General features: G+C 71.8%; 22 protein-coding genes. 7 read left to right on the top strand and 15 right to left on the bottom strand.

The features are described 5' to 3' along the window. Positions 1-13: 13 nt before the first annotated feature. The 5 genes from AB0I71_RS04770 to AB0I71_RS04750 form a co-directional block, all read right to left on the bottom strand. Positions 14-1,555, bottom strand: coding sequence for a serine/threonine-protein kinase (locus AB0I71_RS04770; RefSeq protein ID WP_357581897.1), 1,542 nt, complete (start codon positions 1,553-1,555; stop codon positions 14-16). Positions 1,556-1,695: 140 nt separating this feature from the next. Next, entirely contained in the window at positions 1,696-1,902 is a 207-nt protein-coding gene (locus tag AB0I71_RS04765; protein ID WP_357581896.1) for a hypothetical protein, read from the bottom strand. Positions 1,903-1,904: 2 nt separating this feature from the next. Beyond that, the gene (locus AB0I71_RS04760) at positions 1,905-2,954 is read right to left on the bottom strand and encodes a LacI family DNA-binding transcriptional regulator (protein WP_357581895.1); all 1,050 of its coding nucleotides are present in this window, start codon (positions 2,952-2,954) and stop codon (positions 1,905-1,907) included. Between the two features lie 242 nt (positions 2,955-3,196). Then, a complete protein-coding gene (locus AB0I71_RS04755; protein ID WP_357581894.1) occupies positions 3,197-4,084 on the bottom strand; it encodes a helix-turn-helix transcriptional regulator in 888 nt (295 codons plus the stop codon). A gap of 132 nt (positions 4,085-4,216) precedes the next feature. After that, the gene (locus tag AB0I71_RS04750; protein WP_204001349.1) at positions 4,217-4,456 is read right to left on the bottom strand and encodes a DUF397 domain-containing protein; all 240 of its coding nucleotides are present in this window, start codon (positions 4,454-4,456) and stop codon (positions 4,217-4,219) included. A gap of 254 nt (positions 4,457-4,710) precedes the next feature. Between AB0I71_RS04750 and AB0I71_RS04745 the strand changes: the two genes are divergently transcribed. Together AB0I71_RS04745 and AB0I71_RS04740 are read left to right on the top strand one after the other, a co-directional pair. Then, complete coding sequence (locus AB0I71_RS04745) at positions 4,711-5,358, top strand: GGDEF domain-containing protein (RefSeq protein WP_357581893.1); 648 nt, start codon at positions 4,711-4,713, stop codon at positions 5,356-5,358. A 90-nt stretch (positions 5,359-5,448) separates the two neighbouring features. Beyond that, positions 5,449-6,099 (top strand): NAD(P)H-dependent oxidoreductase, encoded by a 651-nt coding sequence (locus tag AB0I71_RS04740; protein WP_357581892.1) that lies wholly within the window; start codon positions 5,449-5,451, stop codon positions 6,097-6,099. A gap of 38 nt (positions 6,100-6,137) precedes the next feature. Here the strand turns inward: AB0I71_RS04740 and AB0I71_RS04735 are convergent, their stop codons facing one another. Further along, complete coding sequence (locus AB0I71_RS04735) at positions 6,138-6,620, bottom strand: type II toxin-antitoxin system PemK/MazF family toxin (protein WP_357581891.1); 483 nt, start codon at positions 6,618-6,620, stop codon at positions 6,138-6,140. Positions 6,621-6,697: 77 nt separating this feature from the next. Continuing rightward, positions 6,698-7,054 (bottom strand): DUF2267 domain-containing protein, encoded by a 357-nt coding sequence (locus AB0I71_RS04730; protein WP_357581890.1) that lies wholly within the window; start codon positions 7,052-7,054, stop codon positions 6,698-6,700. A gap of 388 nt (positions 7,055-7,442) precedes the next feature. Between AB0I71_RS04730 and AB0I71_RS04725 the strand changes: the two genes are divergently transcribed. Further along, the gene (locus AB0I71_RS04725) at positions 7,443-7,901 is read left to right on the top strand and encodes a hypothetical protein (RefSeq protein ID WP_357581889.1); all 459 of its coding nucleotides are present in this window, start codon (positions 7,443-7,445) and stop codon (positions 7,899-7,901) included. A 19-nt stretch (positions 7,902-7,920) separates the two neighbouring features. Here AB0I71_RS04725 and AB0I71_RS04720 read toward each other — a convergent pair whose 3' ends face one another. The 8 genes from AB0I71_RS04720 to AB0I71_RS04685 form a co-directional block, all read right to left on the bottom strand. Beyond that, positions 7,921-8,475 carry a hypothetical protein gene (locus tag AB0I71_RS04720; protein ID WP_357581888.1) on the bottom strand — a complete coding sequence of 185 codons (555 nt, stop codon included), beginning with the start codon at positions 8,473-8,475 and terminating at the stop codon, positions 7,921-7,923. Continuing rightward, a complete protein-coding gene (locus tag AB0I71_RS04715; RefSeq protein WP_357581887.1) occupies positions 8,472-9,221 on the bottom strand; it encodes a response regulator transcription factor in 750 nt (249 codons plus the stop codon). Before AB0I71_RS04715 ends, AB0I71_RS04720 begins: the two co-directional genes overlap by 4 nt. A gap of 179 nt (positions 9,222-9,400) precedes the next feature. Beyond that, the gene (gene pstB / locus AB0I71_RS04710; protein WP_357581886.1) at positions 9,401-10,264 is read right to left on the bottom strand and encodes a phosphate ABC transporter ATP-binding protein PstB; all 864 of its coding nucleotides are present in this window, start codon (positions 10,262-10,264) and stop codon (positions 9,401-9,403) included. A 1-nt stretch (position 10,265) separates the two neighbouring features. Beyond that, the gene (gene pstA, locus AB0I71_RS04705; RefSeq protein ID WP_357581885.1) at positions 10,266-11,180 is read right to left on the bottom strand and encodes a phosphate ABC transporter permease PstA; all 915 of its coding nucleotides are present in this window, start codon (positions 11,178-11,180) and stop codon (positions 10,266-10,268) included. Then, positions 11,177-12,169 (bottom strand): phosphate ABC transporter permease subunit PstC, encoded by a 993-nt coding sequence (gene pstC, locus AB0I71_RS04700; protein ID WP_357581884.1) that lies wholly within the window; start codon positions 12,167-12,169, stop codon positions 11,177-11,179. The genes pstA and pstC overlap by 4 nt, the downstream gene beginning before the upstream one ends. 85 nt (positions 12,170-12,254) lie before the next feature. Beyond that, positions 12,255-13,328 carry a phosphate ABC transporter substrate-binding protein PstS gene (pstS, locus tag AB0I71_RS04695; protein ID WP_357581883.1) on the bottom strand — a complete coding sequence of 358 codons (1,074 nt, stop codon included), beginning with the start codon at positions 13,326-13,328 and terminating at the stop codon, positions 12,255-12,257. 215 nt (positions 13,329-13,543) lie between these two features. Beyond that, positions 13,544-14,188 (bottom strand): PhoU domain-containing protein, encoded by a 645-nt coding sequence (locus AB0I71_RS04690; RefSeq protein ID WP_357581882.1) that lies wholly within the window; start codon positions 14,186-14,188, stop codon positions 13,544-13,546. A gap of 163 nt (positions 14,189-14,351) precedes the next feature. Then, the gene (locus AB0I71_RS04685) at positions 14,352-15,725 is read right to left on the bottom strand and encodes a hypothetical protein (protein WP_357581881.1); all 1,374 of its coding nucleotides are present in this window, start codon (positions 15,723-15,725) and stop codon (positions 14,352-14,354) included. Positions 15,726-15,837: 112 nt separating this feature from the next. On the opposite strand from AB0I71_RS04685, the gene AB0I71_RS04680 reads away from it, so the two are divergent. The 4 genes from AB0I71_RS04680 (at position 15,838) to AB0I71_RS04665 (ending at position 20,679) form a co-directional block, all read left to right on the top strand. After that, entirely contained in the window at positions 15,838-16,449 is a 612-nt protein-coding gene (locus AB0I71_RS04680) for a class I SAM-dependent methyltransferase (protein WP_357581880.1), read from the top strand. 34 nt (positions 16,450-16,483) lie between these two features. Further along, positions 16,484-17,086 (top strand): class I SAM-dependent methyltransferase, encoded by a 603-nt coding sequence (locus AB0I71_RS04675; protein ID WP_357582012.1) that lies wholly within the window; start codon positions 16,484-16,486, stop codon positions 17,084-17,086. Positions 17,087-17,170: 84 nt separating this feature from the next. Continuing rightward, positions 17,171-18,922, top strand: a complete 1,752-nt coding sequence (locus tag AB0I71_RS04670; RefSeq protein WP_357581879.1) for an ABC transporter ATP-binding protein — start codon at positions 17,171-17,173, stop codon at positions 18,920-18,922. Beyond that, positions 18,919-20,679: an ABC transporter ATP-binding protein gene (locus tag AB0I71_RS04665; protein WP_357581878.1), complete on the top strand. Its 1,761-nt coding sequence runs from the start codon at positions 18,919-18,921 to the stop codon at positions 20,677-20,679. Before AB0I71_RS04670 ends, AB0I71_RS04665 begins: the two co-directional genes overlap by 4 nt. Positions 20,680-20,734 lie beyond the last annotated feature (55 nt).

Raw genomic sequence — 20,734 nt, 5'->3', positions numbered from 1 at the left:
ACATCGGACCGGGTCAGTCCGCCGGCAGGGTCGCCTCGAACCGGTCCAGCACGTCGTCGACCCGGTCGGCGAAGTCGGCGGGGATCCGACCACGTTCCACCTCGTCGTCGAGACGCTCACGCAGATCCTCGAGTCGCTTCTCCTGGTCCTTCGGCCTGCCACCGGCAAGGTCGGTCAGCTCCTTGCGCAGCCGGTCGGCGGCCTTGCGGTCGATCTCTCCGGTGAGTTGTGCCTCGGTGAGCAACGCGATGAGTTCGACAGCCGCACGTCGCAGACTCACCGGCTCCGGCCGGGCGGCCGGCGAGGTGGCGGCGGGTCGTGACGCGGCAGGTGCGGACGACGTCGGCGGGGCGGCCGCCGACGTGGTGGGCGCGGCGGTCGGCTCTCCGTCGCCCCGGTCGCCGAGGACGAGCGCCGCGCCCAGACCCAGGATCAGGACCAGTACGAACGTGACAAGCGCGCCCGCGGGCGGGCCGGTACGCCCCCGCCGGCCCGGCGGCCGTCCGGGAAGCGGCCGGGGGCGGCCGCGCAGTGGTCCGCCCGTCGCGGGCCGTGGCCCGGCGACGGGGGTGACGGCCGCGACGCGGGCCGCCGGCTCGATCAGGGTCGGCGGATGGTGAGGCGGCGGCCGGGTGGCGTCCACCGCCGGATGCTGAGCACCTCCGGTGGCGGCCGGTCCGGTGGCCGCTGGGTCGACTGTGAACGGTCCCACCGTTTCGGTGGCGGCGGCGCGGAACCGGGTGGCCAGTCGCCCGGCCGTGGGGCGTCGGTCAGGGTCGGGATCGAGGCACGCCAGCACCAGCTCGGCAAGGTCGGCCGGCAGCCCGGGCACCCGCAGGGGCGCCACGGCCGGACGGTTCGCGTGCACGCTCACCGCGTCCTGCCAACTACGCACCGGTAGCGGAACGTCACCGGTGAGGGTGCGGTACAGCAGTGCGCCGAGGGCGTAGACGTCGCTGGCCGGATGCGGCGGGTCGGCGCTCAACCGCTCCGGCGCGAGGTACGCGGGCGTACCCATCAGGGCACCGCCTGCCGGACGGGCGCCGGGCGGCGGTGCCCCGGCGAGTGCGGCGATGCCGAAGTCGAGCACCTTGGCACCGTTGTCGGTGAGCATCACGTTGCCCGGTTTGATGTCGCGGTGCACCACCCCCAGGCGGTGCGCGGCGGCCAGGGCGGCGGCCACCTCGGCGGCCATCCGCAGGGCCGGCCGCCAGGGCAGCGGGCCGTCGGCCAGGCGGTCGGCGAGATTCCGCCCGTCGACCAGTTCCATCACCAGGTACGGCACGACGTTGCCGCCGGCCAGGGCCGCCTCGCCGTAGTCGTACACCTGGGTGACGTGCGGGTGGGCCAGGCGCGCCGCGGCACGGGCCTCCCGCCGGAGGGTGGCCCGCAGCTCCGGGTCGACGGCGAACGTCCCGGCGAGGACCTTCACCGCGACCGACCGGCCGAGCACCTCGTCGTCGGCGCGCCACACCTCGGACATTCCGCCGAGGCCGATGCGGTCGTGCAGCACGTAGCGGTCGTGCAACCGCAGGCTGGGGGTGAACGGCGACATGGGTCTCCAGTCTGCCTGCTGCACCACCCGCCGCACCACCCAGGTCTCGGACCGGTCGTACGGCGGGCGAACGGGAGCGCAGCCGGCGGGTGGCGATGTCCCAGGCTGCCTTCCGGCGGGCTGGGACATCGCCACCCGCCCTACGTACGGCAGGCGGGCGGGGCGGGTACCGGGCGGGGCTGGATCTGGTCGGCGAGCCGGCGCAGCGCCCCGGCGGCGAGCCGGCGGGTCACCGCCAGCCGCGCCGGTCGGGGTACGTCGGGTCGGACCGGCGCGTCCGGCCGGGCGGACATGACATGGCGGGTGACCGCGTCGACGGCCATGACGAATCCGGTGGGCTGTTCCATGATCAACTCCTCGGGGCCGGTCCGGAGCTGCTCCGGACGACGAGCGTGGTGGGCAGCAGGATCTGGCCCGCGGCGGCGTCCACGGGCGGGTCGAGCAACAGCGTGGCGGCGCTGCGGCCCTTCGCCTCGCCGGGTTGGCGGATGGTGGTCAGGCCGGCCGCCTCGGCCTCGGCGATGTCGTCGAAGCCGGTCACGGAGACGCCCCGCTCGCCACCGCCGCGCAGCACGTCGAGCGCACCGAGGGCGAGCACGTCGGAGCAGGCCAGCACCGCGGTGGGCGGTTCGGGAAGGTTCGGCAGCGCCTTGACGGCGGCGGCACCCGCGGCGCGGGTGTTGTCGGTGGCGGTGAGCACGGTCAGGTCGGCCCAGGCGACGCCGGCCGCCGCGAAGGCGTCGGCGAAGCCTGCCAGCCGGTCACGGGTGGTGGGATGCGGCACGTCGGCCACGTCGGCGACCCGCAGTTGCCCGGCCGGTGCGTCAGGCAGGACATCGTGGCCGAGCAGGGCGACCCGTCGGTGGCCGAGGGCGGTCAGGTGCACCGCGGCCGACCGGGCGGCGGCCCGCTCGTCGATGCCGACCCAGAGGTCGTCGGCACGGGGACGCGAGGAGGTGGTGACGAACGGCAGTCCACGGCCGCGGATCGTGTCGAGGATTCCCTCCTCGTCACCGGCGCAGTAGACGCAGAACCCGTCAACGGCGGCGTTCTCCACCGCCGTGCGCGCGCCCGCCGCGTCATCGGGCAGCGGCACCAGCAGCAGGTTGCTGTCGTGGCGTTCGGCCGCCTCGGCCACCCCGGTGAGGAACCGGACGGCGAAGGGATCGGTGAACGCGTACGACAGTCGGGAGGTGAACAGCACACCGATGGCGCCGACGAAACCCCGCCGCAGCGACCGAGCGGTCGGGTCGGGACCCGGGTAACCCATCTGCCGTGCGGTCTCCAGGATGCGCTGCCGTAACTGGGGTGAGAGCTGGTCCGGTCGCCCGTAGGCGTTGGAGACCGTACTGCGCGAAACCCCGACCGCCTCAGCCACCGCCCGCAACGTCGGCTTCACCCCGCACCACCCTTCTGGATCGATCCAGCAACTGGATCGATCCAGACACTAACCCCCACTCCCCCACCCCGTCAACACCCCACCCCACACCCACCCGACCCACGCGTCGATCATGAAGTTGTTGCCGGGGCAAGCGCTTACCGACAACAACAACTTCATGATCGACGCGCACGGCAGCGCCCCGCGCGGGCGGTTACGCGCGGGGCGGGTGCGAGCGGGGGTGGGGGTGGGAGCGGGGGTGGTTAGTGGGGGGCCAGGTCGGCGATCATTCGTTCGAGGATCTCCGGGGTGCGCTCCGGCGGCTCGGCCTCGACACAGAGCCGCTCCATGGCCACCGCGTAGAAGTCGAGATCCTCGCGCTTGTCGAGGTAGATGGCGCTTGTCAACTGCTCGATGTACACGATGTCGGGCAGGTCCTGGTCACCGAAACGCAGGATGGTGAAGGCTCCCCCGGCGGCGGCGTGCCCACCGGCGGCGAACGGGATCACCTGGAGCCGGACGTTCGGCGTACGGGTCGCCTTGAGCAGTGCCTCCAGTTGACCCCGCATCACCTCGGGGCCGCCGATCGGCCGGCGCAGCGCCGCCTCGTCGACGACCGCCCACAGGCGCGGTGGGCGCGGCCGAGCCAGCAGTTCCTGTCGGCGCATCCGCAGATCCACCCGACGGTCGATCTCCTCGGGTCCTGCCGTGCTGTGACCGAGCAGCACCACGGCTCGGGCGTACTCCGGGGTCTGCAACAGGCCCGGGACGAACTGGACCTCGTAGCTACGGATGAGAGCGGCAGCGGCTTCCAGGCCGAGGTACGACTGGAACCACGAGGGCAGGACATCGCCGTACCGGTGCCACCAGCCCGGATTGTTCGCGTCCCGGGCCAGCTTGAGCATCGCCGCACGCTCCTGCTCGGCGGTGACGCCGTAGAGGGTGAGCAGGTCGGCGACGTCGCGCTCCTTGAACCCGACCCGGCCCAGCTCCATCCGGCTGATCTTCGATTCCGAGGATCGGATCTCCCAGCCGGCGCTCTCCCGGGTCACGCCCCGCGACTCTCGCAGCCGCCGCAACTGGGCACCCAGCAGCATTCGCAGCACGGTCGGGCCGGCCGCCGGGCCCTCCTCGGCGGAAACCATTGTCACCTACCGTCCTCCGCATGCCGTCAGCGGCCGAACCGGTGGACCGACTCGACCGACGTGTAAGCATGCCATGAACCGTCAGTGAGGTGAACCGCCCATCCCGTGCTCGACGAATCCCGTCGATGGGATGTGGGGTCAGCCGATCAGATGATCGAAGTCACCGTCCCGGGCACCGAGCACGAACGCGGCGATCTCGTCCACCGTGTAGATCAGAGCGGGTCCGTCGGGATGCCGGGAGTTACGCAGGGCGATGCCCGCACCACCGGGCAGTTCGGCCAGCTCGACGCAGTTTCCGCTGGGATTGCTGCGCCGGCTCTTCTGCCAGGCGAGGGGAGGCAAGTGGTTAACGGGAACACCGTTTGGCGGCTGCTGCATGAGGGCTTCTGTTCTCTCCGATGGGCGCCGGTGCCGTGGGAGGAGCGGTAGCGGCTTGAGGGACGGTGTCGGCTCGTTATGCACGTGCATCTGCTATTGCATCTGCAATGGACACCGGGGATGATAACGCACGTGCGTGACGCCTACCTGCTCACGTTCTGTCCCGCGAACCTGACGACCATCAGGGGAAACGAGGTGTCTGGCAGCGTCCGCCGATCGGCGCCGGGCGTGTGTCGCGGAGAAGGGAGATCGTGGTGCCGGATCCGCTGACCGTCGCGTCCGGCATCTGCGCCGCAGGAGCGTTGCTCTCCTCCTGGCAGTTGGGACGCCGGGCGGTGCGGGCCGAAGCGGAGATCGGGCGGCTCCAGGCCGAACTCACCGCCGAACGGCACGCCGCCAGCCACGACCCACTCACCGGGCTGCCCAACCGGCGGGCCTTCTACCGCCTTGCCGCGACCCTGCTCACCGACCGCTCCGGCTACCACCTGATCGCCGTGGTGCTCGACCTCGACGACTTCAAGCAGATCAACGACCGGTACGGGCATGCCGCGGGCGATCAGGTGCTGGTCAGCGTCGCTCAGCGACTCGCCACCTTCGCCGGCGACAACCTGGTGGCCCGCCTCGGTGGCGACGAGTTCGCCGGGTTGCTGGCCAGCCCGACCCTCGATCGACGGTGGATCGACCACGCCACCCGACGGCTGTACGACATGCTCGCCGCGCCGATCCCGATGGGCGCCGTCACGCTCCGGGTGACCGCCTCGGTCGGTCTGGCCCCCGTGCAGGACAGCCAGCTCAACGAGGCGCTCAACCGCGCCGACGCGGCGATGTACGAGGCCAAGGCGCTCGGCAGCGGCCGACCTGGCCGGGCACTGCGCGACACCGCGTACCTCGCCGAGTGCTGACGCCACCCCGGTTGCGACCCCGGCCCACGCGTCGCCGGTCCAGAGCTGGGTACTCCGCCGGAATCAGGTTGGTACGGCGGAGGGAAGATCATGGCGGACATCCGGGCGTTGGTCCTCAACTGCACCCTCAAACGCTCCCCCGCCCGGTCCAGCTCGGAGGTGCTGGGACGGGAGGTGCTCGACGCCCTCGGCGAGCAGGGGGTCGGGGGCGAGCTGATCCGGGTGGTGGACCACGATGTCCGCTTCGGTGTCTCCACCGACGAAGGCGACGGGGACGGCTGGCCACAGATCCGCGCGAAGCTGCTCTCCGCGCAGATCCTCGTGATCGCCACACCCATCTGGCTCGGCCAGCCGTCAAGCGTGTGCAAGATGGTCCTGGAACGCCTCGACGCCGAACTCAGCGAGACCGACGAGCAGGGACGGCTGCTCACCTACGGCAAGATCGGCGCGGTCGCGGTGGTCGGCAACGAGGACGGCGCGCACCACACGATCGGCCAGGTCCAGCAGGCGCTCAACGAGGTCGGCTTCAGCTGCCCGGCAGCCGGCGCGACCTACTGGGTCGGCGAGGCGCTGCACAAGACCGACTACATCGACGCGCGCCCCAAGCCCGACACCACCGGTCGGACGACGAAGGCGCTGGCGCTCAACAGCGCCCACCTCGCCCGGCTGCTCGCCGAGCAGCCGTACCCGGCGCCGGACGCCCGCGACGCCGCGGTCGACCCGGCGAAGCGGTCAGGCTGAGACCACCGACTCCGCAGCGAACCGGGCGAGGCGGGCGGTCAGCGCCAGCCGTAGCCGGCGCGCAGGGCCTGACCCACCCGGTCGAACCGGGCCCGGTCCAGCACCGCGCCCTCCCGCCGGATGCTGTCCTCCCGCATGGTCAGCACCCGATCCAGGCGCACCCAGCTCGGACGCCGGTCACGGTCCCATTCGCCCGGCCCGAGGGCCAGCCAGTGCCGGTCGCCGTGGCGGTCACCCTGGCTGGAGAGCATCAGCCCGAACAGGGTGCGGCTGTGCCGGCCCACCACCAGGACCGGCCGGTCCTTTCCCTGCCGGGGGTCGTCCTCGTAGGACACCCAGGTCCAGACGATCTCCCCTGGGTCAGCCTGGCCGTCGGGCTCCGGGGCGTACGACAACTCACGGCGCTGCAACGCGCTGACCTGACGCGGCCGCGCGAGCCTCGCCGGGGACGGCCCGGCCGCCCGCGGCCTCGGGATCACCGCGCCGACCCGGGACGCCACACTCCTGAACAGACCTGCCACGGCGGCAGCCTATCCGCTGCCACCTGTCCCCCGACCGGCAGGGAGTGGGCCCACCTGCGCCGCGTGGCGCTCGCGGCTCACCCCACGATCGGGTCGGTGCCACCGCCGGCGGTCGGCAGCCGCGCCACCATCTCCTGGAACTCGCCGACGGTCACCGTCTCGCGCAGGGTGGCGAACACGGCCGCGGCCCCGGCAGCCGCCGTACCCTCGTCGACCCCGGCCCGTTCGCCGACCCGGCGCAGGAAGTCCGCCGGCCCGCCCGGCGACACGGCGTCGGTCAGTTCGCTCGGTAGATACCCGGTCGGGTCGATCGGCGGGGAGCCGGTCATCCGCTCCACGACGGTCTGCAGCACCGCACGCGCGACGCTGGCCGCGGGTTCGGGCGCCAGCCCGGAACGGCGTGACACCGCGGCGACGAAAAGCGGAAACCGCACGGCGCCCTCCTGTCGTCAGCGCCGCGCTGGATACCCTCGCCGACATCGGACAAACGCCCGCCCGTGGTGGCCGGTGCCGGCCCGGACGGCTCCGTACGGTGCCCGGGCGGGCCCGTCGGGGACCGACCATCAGCGAGGCCGGCGGGACGAGCGCCGCCCGGCGGTCTCTCGGCCGCCGTGCGCGGCTCGCACGACACGTCGCGCCCCCGTTCGCCACCACGTGTGCGTGCCCGAAAGACCACGTTGGCAACCCGCCGGGCCGGAACCGCCGGCCGCTGGGGTTGCCAGACGAATGCCATCGTACGCGTACAGTAAGGAGTCCTGTCAATGCTGGATTCCGTATCCAGTCCTCGTGTAAATCTGGTGTTCCGCCGTGCGAGGAGCCTCCATGCCTGAGGAGCCGGACCACCCCGGCGAGACCTTCGCCGAGCGTCTCGACTGGCTGTTCCGCACCACCCCGGACCCGACCGGCAAGCCGTACAGCGTCCGCCACGTGGCCGGCGAGTTGACCCGTCGCGGCTGCCGGATCTCCCACACCCACCTCAACAACCTGCGCCAGGGCCGGGCACCGGACCCGCGACGGTCCGTCGTGGAGGCGATAGCCGCCTTCTTCGGTCGTCCACCCTCGTTCTTCACCGGACGACCCACCGACCGGGAGCCGCCCGACGACGACCTCCTGCACCTGCTGGCCGACCCGTACATCAGGCAGGTGGCGTTACGGCTGGTCGACGCCCGCCTGTCGCCGGAGGGGCACGCAGTCGTGGTGGCGGTGATCGAACAGGTCCGCCGACTGGAGGTCGCCGCCGGCAACCGACGCGGTGACGCCGCGCGCGTCGCCGGAAGCTGAGCCCGGGCCGGCCGACTGGTCACGGGTCTGGCCGCGCGCCCGCTTCCCCGGCCGCCTCCGGGCCTCGCTGCCGCGCCTCCCGCCACCGTGCGGCGCGCGCCCGGTCCATCGTGTAGCACAGCTCCCGAGGGGCCTCCGGCCGTCCGGGCACCCGGTCGAACGGAAATCCCCGGCCGGCGTAGTCGTAGTGGGCCTTCAGCAGCCGGGTCAACCCCGCCATCGCACCGATGATCTTCTTGCGGGGACGTCCGGTGGCCTCGGCCAGGTCACCCACCGTGAACAGCCGCTCCGGCTCGGCGGCGAGCGCGTCTAGCACCGCGGTGACCGTCCGGTGGGTGGCGCTGCGCCCCTGGCTGAGCCGGCGTAGATCCTCGACCGTCCAGCCGGACTCCGCGGGGCGGGACGCCGGATCCGCCCGCCGCCGGGGCACCGGTCCCACCCGCTGCCGGGCGTCGAGGTCGGCGAGCAACCGGGCCACGTGCGGGACGTACGCCAGCGGGACCGCCACCAGGACCATCCCCTCCGCTGGCGTACCCGCCGACGGCGGGTACGGCGGCAGCGCCGGAACGTTCACGACGTCGATGGCGTTGCCGTGGCCTGGGCGGGCACGAACCGATAGCCCAGGCCGCGTACCGTCACGATCATCGGGGCCTGGTCCCCGTCCAGTGCCAGCCTCCGCCGCAGTCGCTTGATGTGCACGGTCAGGGTGTTCGACGTGTCGTCGGAGATACCGCCCCAGACGGCGGCGAGCAGCTGCTCGCGGGTGACCGTCCGCTCCGCGTGGCTCATGAAGAAGTAGAGCAGCCGGAACTCCTTCAACGGCAGGGCCACGGTCCGGCCGTCCAGACTCGCCTCGAACGTCGCCGGGTCCACCCGCAGCCCGCCCAGCTCGATGGGCGGGTCGAGGGCGCCTGAGGTTTCCGGGCGGATGGCGCGCAGGATGGGCAGCACCTCCTCGGCCCGGTAGGGACGCCGTACGCAGGCGGTGGCACCGGCCTTGAGCGCGGCGGCGGCGACGCCACCGTCCTCGTCGCCAACCCCGACCACCGTGGGAATCCCCGCCCGGCGGGCGAGCAGCCGCACCAACTCGGTGCAGCTCATGGTGGACAGTCCGGCGGCGACCACTGCCGCGTCCGGTTGCAGCGCCCCGGCGGCCAGCAGCGCCTCGGCGGCGTGCGCGAAGTGGTGGCCACGTACCAGGTGGTCGGCCAACTGGGCGACCAACCCGGCGCCGACGCTCTCGTCGTCGTCCACCACGAGCAGCACGAAACGCCCGTCGGATCGATGGTCACCCCTGGTGGCCTCGACGAGATTGTTCATCGCACACCGGCTCCGGTTCAGTTCAGGCCCGCCGCGACACCTCGGTCGCACCGGGCGATCCCCCGCACTACAGGTCGGCGACGGGCGAACGGACGCGGCTCGACGTCACGACGAGCCAGCCACGCCCGGTGGGTCACCCTTGACCAACGGCGACCCACCGTCGACCGTCGCGTTCGGCCTCAGCCGAAGCGGCCGGTGATGTAGTCCTCCGTGCGCTTGTCCGCGGGGTTGGTGAACAGCTTGCCGGTCTGGCTGAACTCGACGAGTCGCCCGTGCCGCTCCTGCGCCTCGTCCACCTCTGCGGTGAAGAACGCGGTGTAGTGGCTGACCCGGGCCGCCTGCTGCATGTTGTGCGTGACGATCACGATGGTGTAGTCGTTCGTCAGCTCGAAGATCAGATCCTCGATCTTCGCCGTGGCGATCGGGTCGAGGGCCGAGCAGGGCTCGTCCATCAGGATCACCTCGGGCTTCACGGCGATCGTCCGGGCGATGCAGAGCCGCTGCTGCTGCCCGCCGGAGAGCGCCAGGGCGCTCTTGCGCAGCTTGTCCTTGACCTCGTCCCAGAGCGCGGCCTTGGTCAGCGCCTCCTCGACGTGGTCGTCGAGGCGGCCCTTGATGCCGTTGATCCGCAGCCCGTACGCGACGTTGTCGTAGATGGACTTGGGGAACGGGTTGGGCTTCTGGAACACCATGCCGATGCGCCGGCGCACCTGGATCGGGTCGACGTCCTTGGCGTACAGGTCCTGGCCGTGGAAGAGGACGTCGCCGCTGACCCGGGCACCCGGGATCGGGTCGTTCATCCGGTTGAGCGCCCGCAGCACCGTGGACTTGCCGCAGCCGGACGGCCCGATCATCGCGGTGACCTGGTTCTGCTGGATCGGCATGCTGGTGCCGCGGACCGCCTCGTAGCTGCCGTAGTAGACGCTGACGTCGCGCAACTGCATCACTGACGCGTTGGCGGAGTCCGCGCCGGAGACGGTGGTGCCGGGAGCGTGCACCGCCACGGACGGGCGGGTGGTGAGGTTGGTGTCGTTGCTGGCCATGTCAGCGCTCCTTGATGGCGAACCGGCTGGAGATGAATCGGGCGATGATGGTGAAGCCGAGCACGATCACGATGAGCGTCAGCGCCGCACCCCAGGCCCGGTCCTGGGCGGCTTCGAAGGGCTGGCTGGCGTTGCGGAAGATCTGCGCCGGCAGCGCCGTGTTGGAGCCGTCGAAGAGGTTCCAGTTGGGTGAGAAGACGATGCCGGTGACGATGATGATCGGCGCGGTCTCACCGGCCGCGCGGGCGACGGCCAGCAGCGAGCCGCTGGTGATCCCGGAGATCGCCGCCGGCAGCACCACGGTGAGCGTGGTCTTCCACTTGCGGGCACCCAGCGCCATGCTGGCCTGCCGCAGCTCGTCCGGGACCAGCCGCAGCATCTCCTCGCTGCTGCGGATGACCACCGGCAGCATCAGGCAGGCCAGCGCCAATGCGCCGGCGAAACCGGTCTGCTCACCGACGAGCAGCACCCAGGAGATGTAGATGAACAAGCCCATCACGATCGACGGCACGCCTGTCATCACGTCGGACATCAACCTGATGACCCGGGCCAGCGGCCGCTGCTTGCCGTACTCGTTGAGATAGATCGCGCCGAAGACACCGAGCGGGATCGCCATCAACGCGGCCATCCCGGTGATGAGCAGCGTGCCGACGATCGCCGGGCCCATGCCCCCACCCTCACGGCGGTAGGAGTTCGGGATGTCCTCGTTCAGGAACGACAGGCTCATCACCCCACCGCCCTTGGCGATGACGGTGTAGGTCACCAGCGCCAGCGGGATGACGGCGAGCAGCACGGCGAACCAGATGGCCGACGTGGCGAGATGGTTGGTGAACCGGCGGCGGCCGGAGAGCGCCGCCCGGGTCAGGTCCGGCCCGCCGGCAGCCGGACGGGCGGCGGGTGGTGCGGTGAGAGTCACGCGAGGCTTCCCTTCATCCGGGCCTCGGCCCGACGGACGACCACCTGGGCGAGCACGTTGATCAGCACCGTCATCGCGAACAGCACCACGCCGAGACCGATGAGCGCGGCGGTGAAGGTGCCGGTGGACTCGCCGAACTGCTGCACGATGACGGCGGCCATCGAGTTGCCGGGGGCGAACAGGTTGGCGGTGATGTTCGTGGCGCCGCCGATGACCAGGGCCACCGCGATCGTCTCGCCCATCGCCCGGCCCAGACCGAGCATCACCGCGCCGACGACCCCGCCGAAACTGTGCGGGAAGACCGCGCCCCGGATCATCTCCCACCGGGTGGCGCCCAGGGCGAGCGCGGCGTCCTTGTCGGCACGCGGCACCGTGCTGAACACCTCGCGGGTGATCGAGGTGATGATCGGGGTGACCATGATCGCCAGAATCAGGCCGGCGGTCATGAAGTTGCGACCGCTGCCGACCGGGCCGAAGAGGCGGCCGAGCAGCGGTATGCCACCGAAGACGTCGTGCATCCACTGGTAGATCGGGACCAGCGCGGGGGCCACCACCAGGATGCCCCAGAGACCGAAGACCACCGACGGCACGGCGGCCAGCAGGTCGATCACGGTGACCGCCGGGCCGCGCAGCCGGCGCGGGGCCAACTCGGTCAGGAACAGCGCGATGCCGACCGAGACCGGCACCGCGAACAGCAGCGCGATGAGCGACGAGACAGCGGTGCCGTACGCAAACGACAGCGCACCGAAGATGGCGTCGCCGGTGGCCGGGTTCGGGTCCCAGACCCGCTCGGTGATGAAGCGCAGCCCCATCGCGTCGAACGCGGGCCAGGCCTCCCGGACGGTGGTGATGAGGATCAGCCCGAGGATCGCCAGCACCAGCAGACCGGTGCCGAGCGTCCACCAGGAGAAGACACGGTCGCCGAGGGCGCTGCTGCCGCGCTGGGTCAACGTCGGCTTGGCGGCGGGGGGATTGTTCGTCAAGGTCATCTTCACTCCAGCTCAGGTACCCCGCTAGGGACGGGATCGACGTGATCCCGTCCCCAGCTGGAACGCCCTAGCGATCTTGATTTGATCAGCCCTGGATCTTCTCGACCTGGGCCAGCGCCTTCTCCTTGAGGGAAGCCGGCAGCGGTGCGAAGTCAACCTCCTCGGCCAACTCCTGGCCGTCGTTGAGCAGGTAGGTGAGGAAGCCCTTGACCAGCTCGGCCTTGGCGGCGTCGCCGTACGAGGTCTTCACGATGATGAAGGTCGGCGCGGTGATCGGGTACGCGTTGGCACCGGCGGCGTTGAGCGGGTTGTAGCTCAGGTCCTCGGCGATCTCGGCACCCTCCAGGCCGGCGGTGGTCCCCTCCAGCGACGGCTCGACGAACTGGCCGTCCTTGTTCTTGATGGCGGCGAACTTCAGGCCGGTGGCCTTGGCGTCGCTCAGGTCGACGTAGCCCACGCCACCGTTGGTCTGCTGCACGATCTGGGCGACACCAGTGTTCTTCTCGCCGCCCTGGGTGCTGGCCGGCCAGGCCACCGTGTCACCGCTGCCCAGCTTCCAGGTGCCGGCGGCAGCGGCGTCGAGGTACTTGGTGAAGTTGCTGGTGGTGCCGGAGCCGTCCGAGCGGTGCGCGACGGTGATCGGCGTGTTGGGCAGCTCGACACCCGGGTTGTCGGCCTTGATGGCCGCGTCGTCCCAGGTCTTGATGTCGGTCTGGAAGATCTTGGCGAGCGTCTCCGGGCTGAGCTGGAGCTTGTCGACGCCCTGGAGGTTGTAGGAGACCGTGATCGGGGCGGCCACCGTCGGGACGTAGAGGAACGAACCCGCAGCGACGCCGTCGGTGTCCTTCACCAGGCTGTCGGTGCCGGCGAAGTCGACAAGACCCTCACCGAACTGCTTCTTGCCGGTGCCCGAGCCGGTCGAGTTGTAGTTGACCGTCACATCGGAGGCCTCGCTCTTGAAGGCTTCGATGACCTCTTGGTAGTAAGCGTCCGGGAAGCTGGCGCCCGACGCCTTCAACTCGCCGGACAGGTCGGCGTAGGCGCTGTCGCCGCCGCCGCCCGGCTCCGAGCTGTTGTCGTTGCTACCACAGCCGGTAAGCGCGAGCGCGGCAAGCGCGACGCCGGCAAGGACGCGCCGCGAAAGCACGTTGCGGTTCACCAGGTAAGCCTCTCTATCGGGGTGCATCAGCCCGTCCGGGCCGTACGCGAGTCAAGTTAGGAGGCGCAGGTAGCCGGACTCCCGGACCCAGGTGAACGAAAAATGAACTTGCCAGCTCGGTGGTGGCCAATCGGGAGCCAGGATGTGACGTTGCGGGTGCGGCGTACCGGATGTCCGGAATTTCGCGCGCCGGTGGCTGGGCTTCGCGGGCCCGCTCAGAGGCGGATGGTGCCGGTCACCAGGTAGACGACCTGGCGTCCGACGTTCACCGCCTGGTCGGCGTAACGCTCGTAGTACCGGCCGAGCAGGGCCAGATCGATCGCGGACTCCACCCCGTACGGCCAGCCGGAGACGAGCAGCGACAGAAGGCGTTCCTGGGCGGCGTCCACCTCGTCGTCGTCCAGCCCGAGCTGCATCGCGTCGAGCCGGTCCCGGGTGGCCAGCACGAGCGCGCTCTTGTCCGCGACGCGGGCCGCCGCCTCAGCCAGCGCCGTCATCACCGGCATCGCCGGCTCCGGGACCACACCCACCGGATGCCGACGCAGCGCGACCTTCGCGACGTGCACCGCGAGGTCACCCATCCGTTCCAGCGCACCGGCGATCCGCAGCGCGCACACCACCAGTCGCAGGTCCGAGGCGACCGGCTGGTGCCGTACCAGCACCTCGGGGATCATCGCTTCGACCTCGGCCCGCCGGGCGTCAAGCACGGCGTCACCGGCGAGCACCGTCTCGGCCGCACCCCGGTCCACCTCGAGCAGAGCGGTGCTGGCCCCCCGGATCGCCGCACCGGCCTCCCGGCTCATCAACGCCAGGACGCCGGTGAGCCGGTCGAGCTGCTCGTCGAAGCTGTCCCGGCTCATTGCGCCCTCCCGTTCAACCGGGCCAACCGGTAGCGGTGGCACCCGGAACCGGCGCGGCAGCCGGCCGACCCTGGACAGCAACCTACCTGCCGCCGGGCAGTGCCACCTCCCGCGCCACCCCGGCGACGGGTCGCCGCCGGGTGGACCGCGCACCCGGCACCGGTCAGTCGGCCAGCACGTCCAGCAGCAGCGCCGCCGTCCAACTGAACGCCGACGAGCCCAGGCCGGCACCGGTGTCCGGGTGGAAGTACTCGTGACATCCGGCCGCCGCGACCAGTTCGATCATCGAGGAGCGCAGCCCGGCCGCCAACCGGTCGTGTCCGTGCACCAGCAGTCCACGCCGGACCAACCAGGTGATGTTCAGCCAGCTCGGACCGCGCCAGTAGCGCAGCGGCTCGAAGTCGGTGGCGGTGCGGTCGTGGCTGGGCAGTGGCCGGTCCATCCGCGCGGCGAGACCGAAGCGGGCCGAGCGGGCCTCGGCGAGCACCGCCTGGACCTGTCGCGCCGGCAGGTCGGGCAGGATCAGCGGGGTCAGGCCGAGCACCGTACGGGCCGGGGTGAGCCGGCCGGTACGCAGGTCACGTGGGTGGAAGGTGCCGGTGTCCGGGTCGTACAGCCGGGTCACCAAGGCCTCGGTGATCCGGACCGCCCGCTCCCGGTGCGGGCCCGGGTCCGCACCGATCACCTCGGCGATCCCGGCGAGCGCGACTTCCGAGGCGCCCATGGCCGCGTTGAACAGCGGACACTCCACCAGGAACGGATGCCGACCGGCCAGCCCGTCGTCGCGGTAACCGCCGGCCCGGTACGCGGTGACGATCGTGACGTACCGCGCGTAGTCCAGGTCGGTGGGTCGGTGCGCGGGATCGGCGTGCACGGTGTCCCGCCGCCGGTACGCCCGCATCACCGCCGCCTCCGCCGGCACCGCGGACATCGGTGCGTCCCAGGCGGGGCTGTTGTCCAGTCCGGACTCCCACGGGTGCACGATGCTGGCCAGCCCGGCGCCACCGACGTCGCGGCAGTTGGCGAGGTAGCGCTGCTGCGCCACCAGGTGCGGGTAGAGCCGACGCAGCGCGGCGAGCCCCTGCTCCGACGGCATCCGGCGGTACGCGTGCCAGGCTGCCAGCGCGTGCACGGGCGGCTGTACCAGGCCGGAGGTGGCCACCGGGGGCGCTCCCTCGACAGTGTCCGACGACCAGAATCCGGGCCCGGGAAAGTAGGCACCGCCGGACACGGCCGGGTTGAACACGATGTGCGGCACCCGGCCGTCACGCCACTGGGCACGGAACAGACTGGTCAGCTCGGACCAGGTGCGGTCGGGACGCAGGTGGGCCCAGCCGATCGCGATGAAGGCGGAGTCCCAGCTCCACTGATGCGGGTACAGGGTGCGTGACGGCACCGTGTGGTCGTGTTCCCAGTTGCCGTCGAGGACGCCCCGGGCCAACTCCCACAGCCGGCTGCGTTCCGCAACGGTCTCGCTGACGGCACCGGCGCTCGCAGCCGGTCCCGGCCCGGCCGACGGAACAGTTTGGTTCACCATGTGTCACAACATGGTAGCGGTGCGCCCGAAGCTACGCTAGGACGATCGCGGCGCAGGTCACGGTACATGGGGGTGGTTCAGGACGAGCGGTACGAGGAAGTGGGGACGGTCGATGGGACACGCACGACAGGGTCCGACGAACACGGAGGGTGAGGGCTACACCGAGCGGCTGCGGCGCCTCAGCGGGGCGCGCTGGAAGCGGCTGCTGGACGTGCAGGCGCCCTACCGGTGGAACCTGCGACGGCTGCGGCTGGGCCGGACCCTCGACGTCGGCTCGGGCCTCGGCCGCAACCTGATGAACCTCGGCCCGGGCGCGGTCGGGGTGGACCACAATCCCACCTCGGTGGCCCACTCCCGGGAACTCGGGCTTGAGGCGTACACGGTCAAGGAGTTCTTCCGATCCGAACACGCCCGTCCGGACGCGTTCGACTCGCTGCTCGCCGCACATCTGCTGGAACACATGCCGGCCCAGCAGGCGCGCGACGTGGTCTCCGGGTACCTGCCGTTCGTCCGTTCCGGCGGCCGGGCGGTGTTCATCACCCCGCAGGAGCGCGGCTACCACAGCGACCCCTCGCACGTCCGCTTCGTCGGCTTCGGCGAGACGGCGCAAACCTGCCAGGACCTCGGCCTGACCGTGCTGCGCCAGTACTCCTTCCCGTTCCACCGCGTCGCCGGCAAGGTGTTCACCTACAACGAGTTCGTGACCGTCGCCCGGCTCCCCTGAGCAGTCCGGATACGGTGCAGGCATGAGCGAGCGCATGAGCAGCAGGACCCGACGGGCCACCGACACCGGTCCCGAGCACTCGCAGTGGTACGTCGACCGGTTCCGGCAGCTGGCGGCCGAGGGGGCGGATCTGGCCGGTGAGGCCCGACTGCTCGACACGCTTGTGCCGCCGGCCTCCCGGATCCTCGACGCCGGCTGCGGCACCGGCCGGGTCGGCGCCGAGTTGGCCAGGCGGGGCCACACGGTGGTCGGGGTGGACGCCGACCCGGTCCTGATCGACGCGGCCCGCGCCGACCACCCCACGCCCCGCTGGCTCGTCGCCGACCTGGCCGAACTGGACCTCACGACGGCCGGCGAGGAAGAGCCGTTCGACGCTGCGGTGCTCGCCGGCAACGTGATGGCCTTCGTCGCCGCCGGCACCGAACCCCAGGTGCTGCGCCGCGTCGCCGACCACCTACGCCCGGACGGCGTGGTCGCGGTCGGATTCGGCACCGACCGGGGGTACCAGCTCACCGATTTCGACGCCGACGCGGTCGGTGCCGGGCTGCGTCTGGAGCACCGCTTCGCCACCTGGGACCTGCGCCCGTGGCGCGACGACGCGGACTTCGCCGTCACCATCCTGCGTCGCCCCGCCTGATCGCCACTCCCCCTGGCCGGCGAGTCGGACACTCCTGGCGATACTGGGGTGCAGGCGTTGCGAGCCTGATCGTAACCTGAACGGATGCCCCCACAGCTCCCGCATGCCGAGCCGGGCACGCCGGACACGAGGGGGCCACTGAGGTACATCTGGTGGCTGGTCCGCTGCCAACCGTGGCGGGTACTGCGCGGCGGCCTCATCGGCACGGCCTGGATGCTCGGATTGTCGGTCCGGCCGTACCTCGTCGCCCGGGCCATCGACGACGGACTGCGCGCCGCCGACTACCGGACGCTGTTGTGGTGGGTGGCCGCGATCGTCGTGGCCGGGATGTGCCTGGCGTACCTGGGCATCATGCGGCACCGCACGATGACGTTCGTCCGGGAGGACGCGTCGGCCCGCTCCGCCGGCGTCCTGCTGCGTCACCTGTCCGGGATCGGTGCTGTGCTGCCCCGCAGGCTCGCCGCCGGGGAGGTCGCCACCGTGGGCGGCGCCGACATCACCCACACGTCGGCGGTACTGACGATGACCGGGCCGGGCGTCGGCGCCGTCATCGCGTACGTGTTCGTCGCCTTCGTACTGTGGTCGGTCGCCCCGCTGCTGGCGGTGTTCGTGCTGCTCGGCGTGCCGGCGGTGGTGCTCGTCGTCGGGCCGCTGCTGCGCCGCCTCGAACGGGTCGAGTCGGTCTACCGCCACCAGCAGGGCATGCTCACCACCCGCGCCGCCGACATCGTGGCCGGGCTGCGCGTGCTCGCCGGGGTCGGTGGGCGGGGACTGTTCGCCCGCCGGTACGCGGAACGCTCGCAGCGGCTGCTGGCCGAGGGGTACCGGGTCGGTGCCGTGAACAGCTGGATCGAGGCGCTGACGGTCGCCATCCCAGGGCTGTTCCTGGCCGCCGTGGTGTGGCTGGCGGCGCGGATGGCCTCGGCCGGTGACATCACCATCGGGCAGATGGTGGCCGTCTACGGGTACGTGGCGGTCCTCATCGTGCCGGTGTGGTTCCTGCTCGAAGGTGGCTACCAGCTGATCCGGGGTCGGGTCGCCGCCCGCCGGATCGTCGCGCTGCTCAACCTGACGCCGGACGTGGTCGGCCCACCGTCGCCGGTCGGCGGGACGCAAGCTCAGCCCGCACCGGACCGGCCCGCCGACCTGCACGATCCCGATACCGGCCTGACCGTACCCGCCGGGCGGCTGCTGGCGGTCGCCGCCGACGACCCGGCCGAGGCCATCGCGTTGGCCGACCGCCTCGGTAGGTTCGTCGCCAGCGACGTGACCTGGGGCGGCGTACCGCTGACCGGCGTCGCGCTCGACGAGGTGCGGGCCCGGATCCTCGTCGCCGACCACGACTCCTATCTCTTCGCCGGGACGCTGCGCGAGATCCTGGGCGTCCGGGCCGACCTCAGCGACGCCGACCTGCGGGTGGCCCTGCGTACGGCGTCGGCGGAGGATGTCGTCGAGGCCCACCCGGAGGGGCTCGCGATGCCTGTCGGTACCCGGGCCCGGACCCTCTCCGGCGGCCAGCGACAGCGCGTACGCCTGGCCCGGGCCCTGCTCGCCGAGCCGGACGTGCTGATCCTGATCGACCCGACGTCGGCTGTGGACGCGCACACCGAGGCGCGCATCGCGCAGCGACTTCGCTCGGCGCGGGCCGGGCGCACCACTGTCGTGCTGACCAGCTCACCGCTGCTGCTCGGTCGCGCCGACCTGGTCGCGCATCTGCGCCAGGGCCGGATCGTCGCCGCCGGCAGCCACGTCGAGCTGCTCCACCGTGACCCGAGCTACCGGGCCCTGGTGTCCCGGGACGGCGTGTCCGCCGACGTGGACGGGTCGCTGCGGTGAGCGGGCTGCCCGTTGCGGACCGGCAGATCGTCCGCCGCTCCGCGCTGGGCCTCCTCGCCGCGGACCGTCGCGCGGTCGCCGTCGTCCTGGTGCTGCACGGCGCCGCCGCGGTCGCCGGGCTCGCCACGCCGTGGCTGCTGGGCAGGATCGTCGACGAGGTCGCGGCCGGTGCCGGTGCCGCCGCCGTGGACCGCCTGGCGCTCGCGATCGGCGGCTGCGTGCTGGCCCACGGGCTGCTCACCCGGTACGCCCAGTACGCCGGTCACCGCTTCGGCGAACGTGCCGTCGCCCGGCTACGCGAGGGATTCGTCGCGCGGACGCTCGACCTGCCCATCTCCGTCGTCGAACGGGCCGGCACCGGTGAACTCGCCACCCGAAGCTCGGTGGACGTGACGACCGTCGGCAGCACCGTCCGAGACGTGGTGCCCGTCATGGTCATCGCCTCGACCCAGCTGACGCTGCTCTTCGGCGCGGTGTTCCTGCTGCATCCGCTGCTCGGCCTGGTCGCCCTGACCGGGCTGCCGTCGATCGTCGCGGCCACCCGCTGGTATCTGCGTCGGGCCCGACCGGCGTACCTCGCCGAGGGGGCCGCCACCGCCGAGCTGACCGAGACGCTGACCACGACCGCGGAGGGCGCCCGTACCGTCGAGGCGTTCCGCCTCGGTGCCGACCGCATCGCACACGGCAGGCAGCGCATCGGCCGGGTGTGGGCCACCCGCCGGGCGACCCTGGCCCTCCGGTCGGTCTTCTTCCCGGCGGTGGAGGCGAGCTACGCGCTGCCGATCGCCGCGGTGCTGCTGTTCGGCGGCTTCCTGCTGGACCGCGGCATGGTGACCCTCGGCGAGGTGGTCGCTGCCGCGCTCTACCTTCAGCAGTCGATCGATCCGCTGGACCGGCTGCTGCAATGGATGGAGCAGGCCCAACGCGGCCTGGCGTCGTTCGCCCGCGTGCTCGGCGTCGGTCAGCAGGCCGAGCCAGCCGCCGCCCCGGTCGCCACCGGGACACCGCGCCCACGCGGTCCGGCGAACGCCCGGTCCGGCAGGCTCGTCGTGCGCGGTGCCCGATTCTCGTACGCCGACGGCCACGACGTGCTGCACGGGATCGACCTGGCGGTACGCCCCGGTGAACGCCTCGCCATCGTCGGTCCTTCCGGCGCGGGAAAGTCCACCCTCGCCCGGCTGCTCGCCGGAATCGACGCGCCCCGCGAGGGCGTGGTGAGCCTCGACGGCCGTCCGATCACCGACCTCGACCCGGCCGAGCGGCGTCGCCAGATCGCCCTGGTCACCCAGGAACACCACGTCTTCATCGGCACGCTGCGCGACAATCTCGCCTTCGCCGCGCCCGACGCCTCCGACGGGCAGATGCGCGCCGCGCTCGTCGCCGTGAGCGCCGACTGGTACGCCGACCTGCCCGACGGACTCGACACACAGGTCGGCGACGGCGCCCGCGAACTCGGCGCCGCCGACGCCCAGCAGCTCGCGCTGGCCCGACTGGTGCTCGCCGACCCGCACACCCTGATCCTCGACGAGGCGACCGCCGCGCTCGATCCGACGACCGCCCGCCGCACCGAGCGGGCACTCGCCGCCGTGGTCACCGGGCGTACCGTCATCGCCATCGCGCACCGGCTGAACACCGCGCACGACGCCGACCGGGTGGCGGTGCTGGAGGACGGCCGGATCACCGAACTCGGCAGCCACGACGAACTGGTCCGGGCCGGTGGCGCCTACGCCGCCCTCTGGCACTCCTGGCACGGCTGAGCCGTCCCACCCGGCGGCCCTGTCACGCCGGTTCGGCCGTGGGAGCATCCTCGGC

The sequence above is a fragment of the Micromonospora sp. NPDC049891 genome, assembly GCF_040660295.1.
GTDB lineage: Bacteria > Actinomycetota > Actinomycetes > Mycobacteriales > Micromonosporaceae > Micromonospora.
The sequence above is the reverse complement of the archived record's forward strand: the minus strand, read 5'-3'. Positions and strand labels throughout refer to the sequence as shown.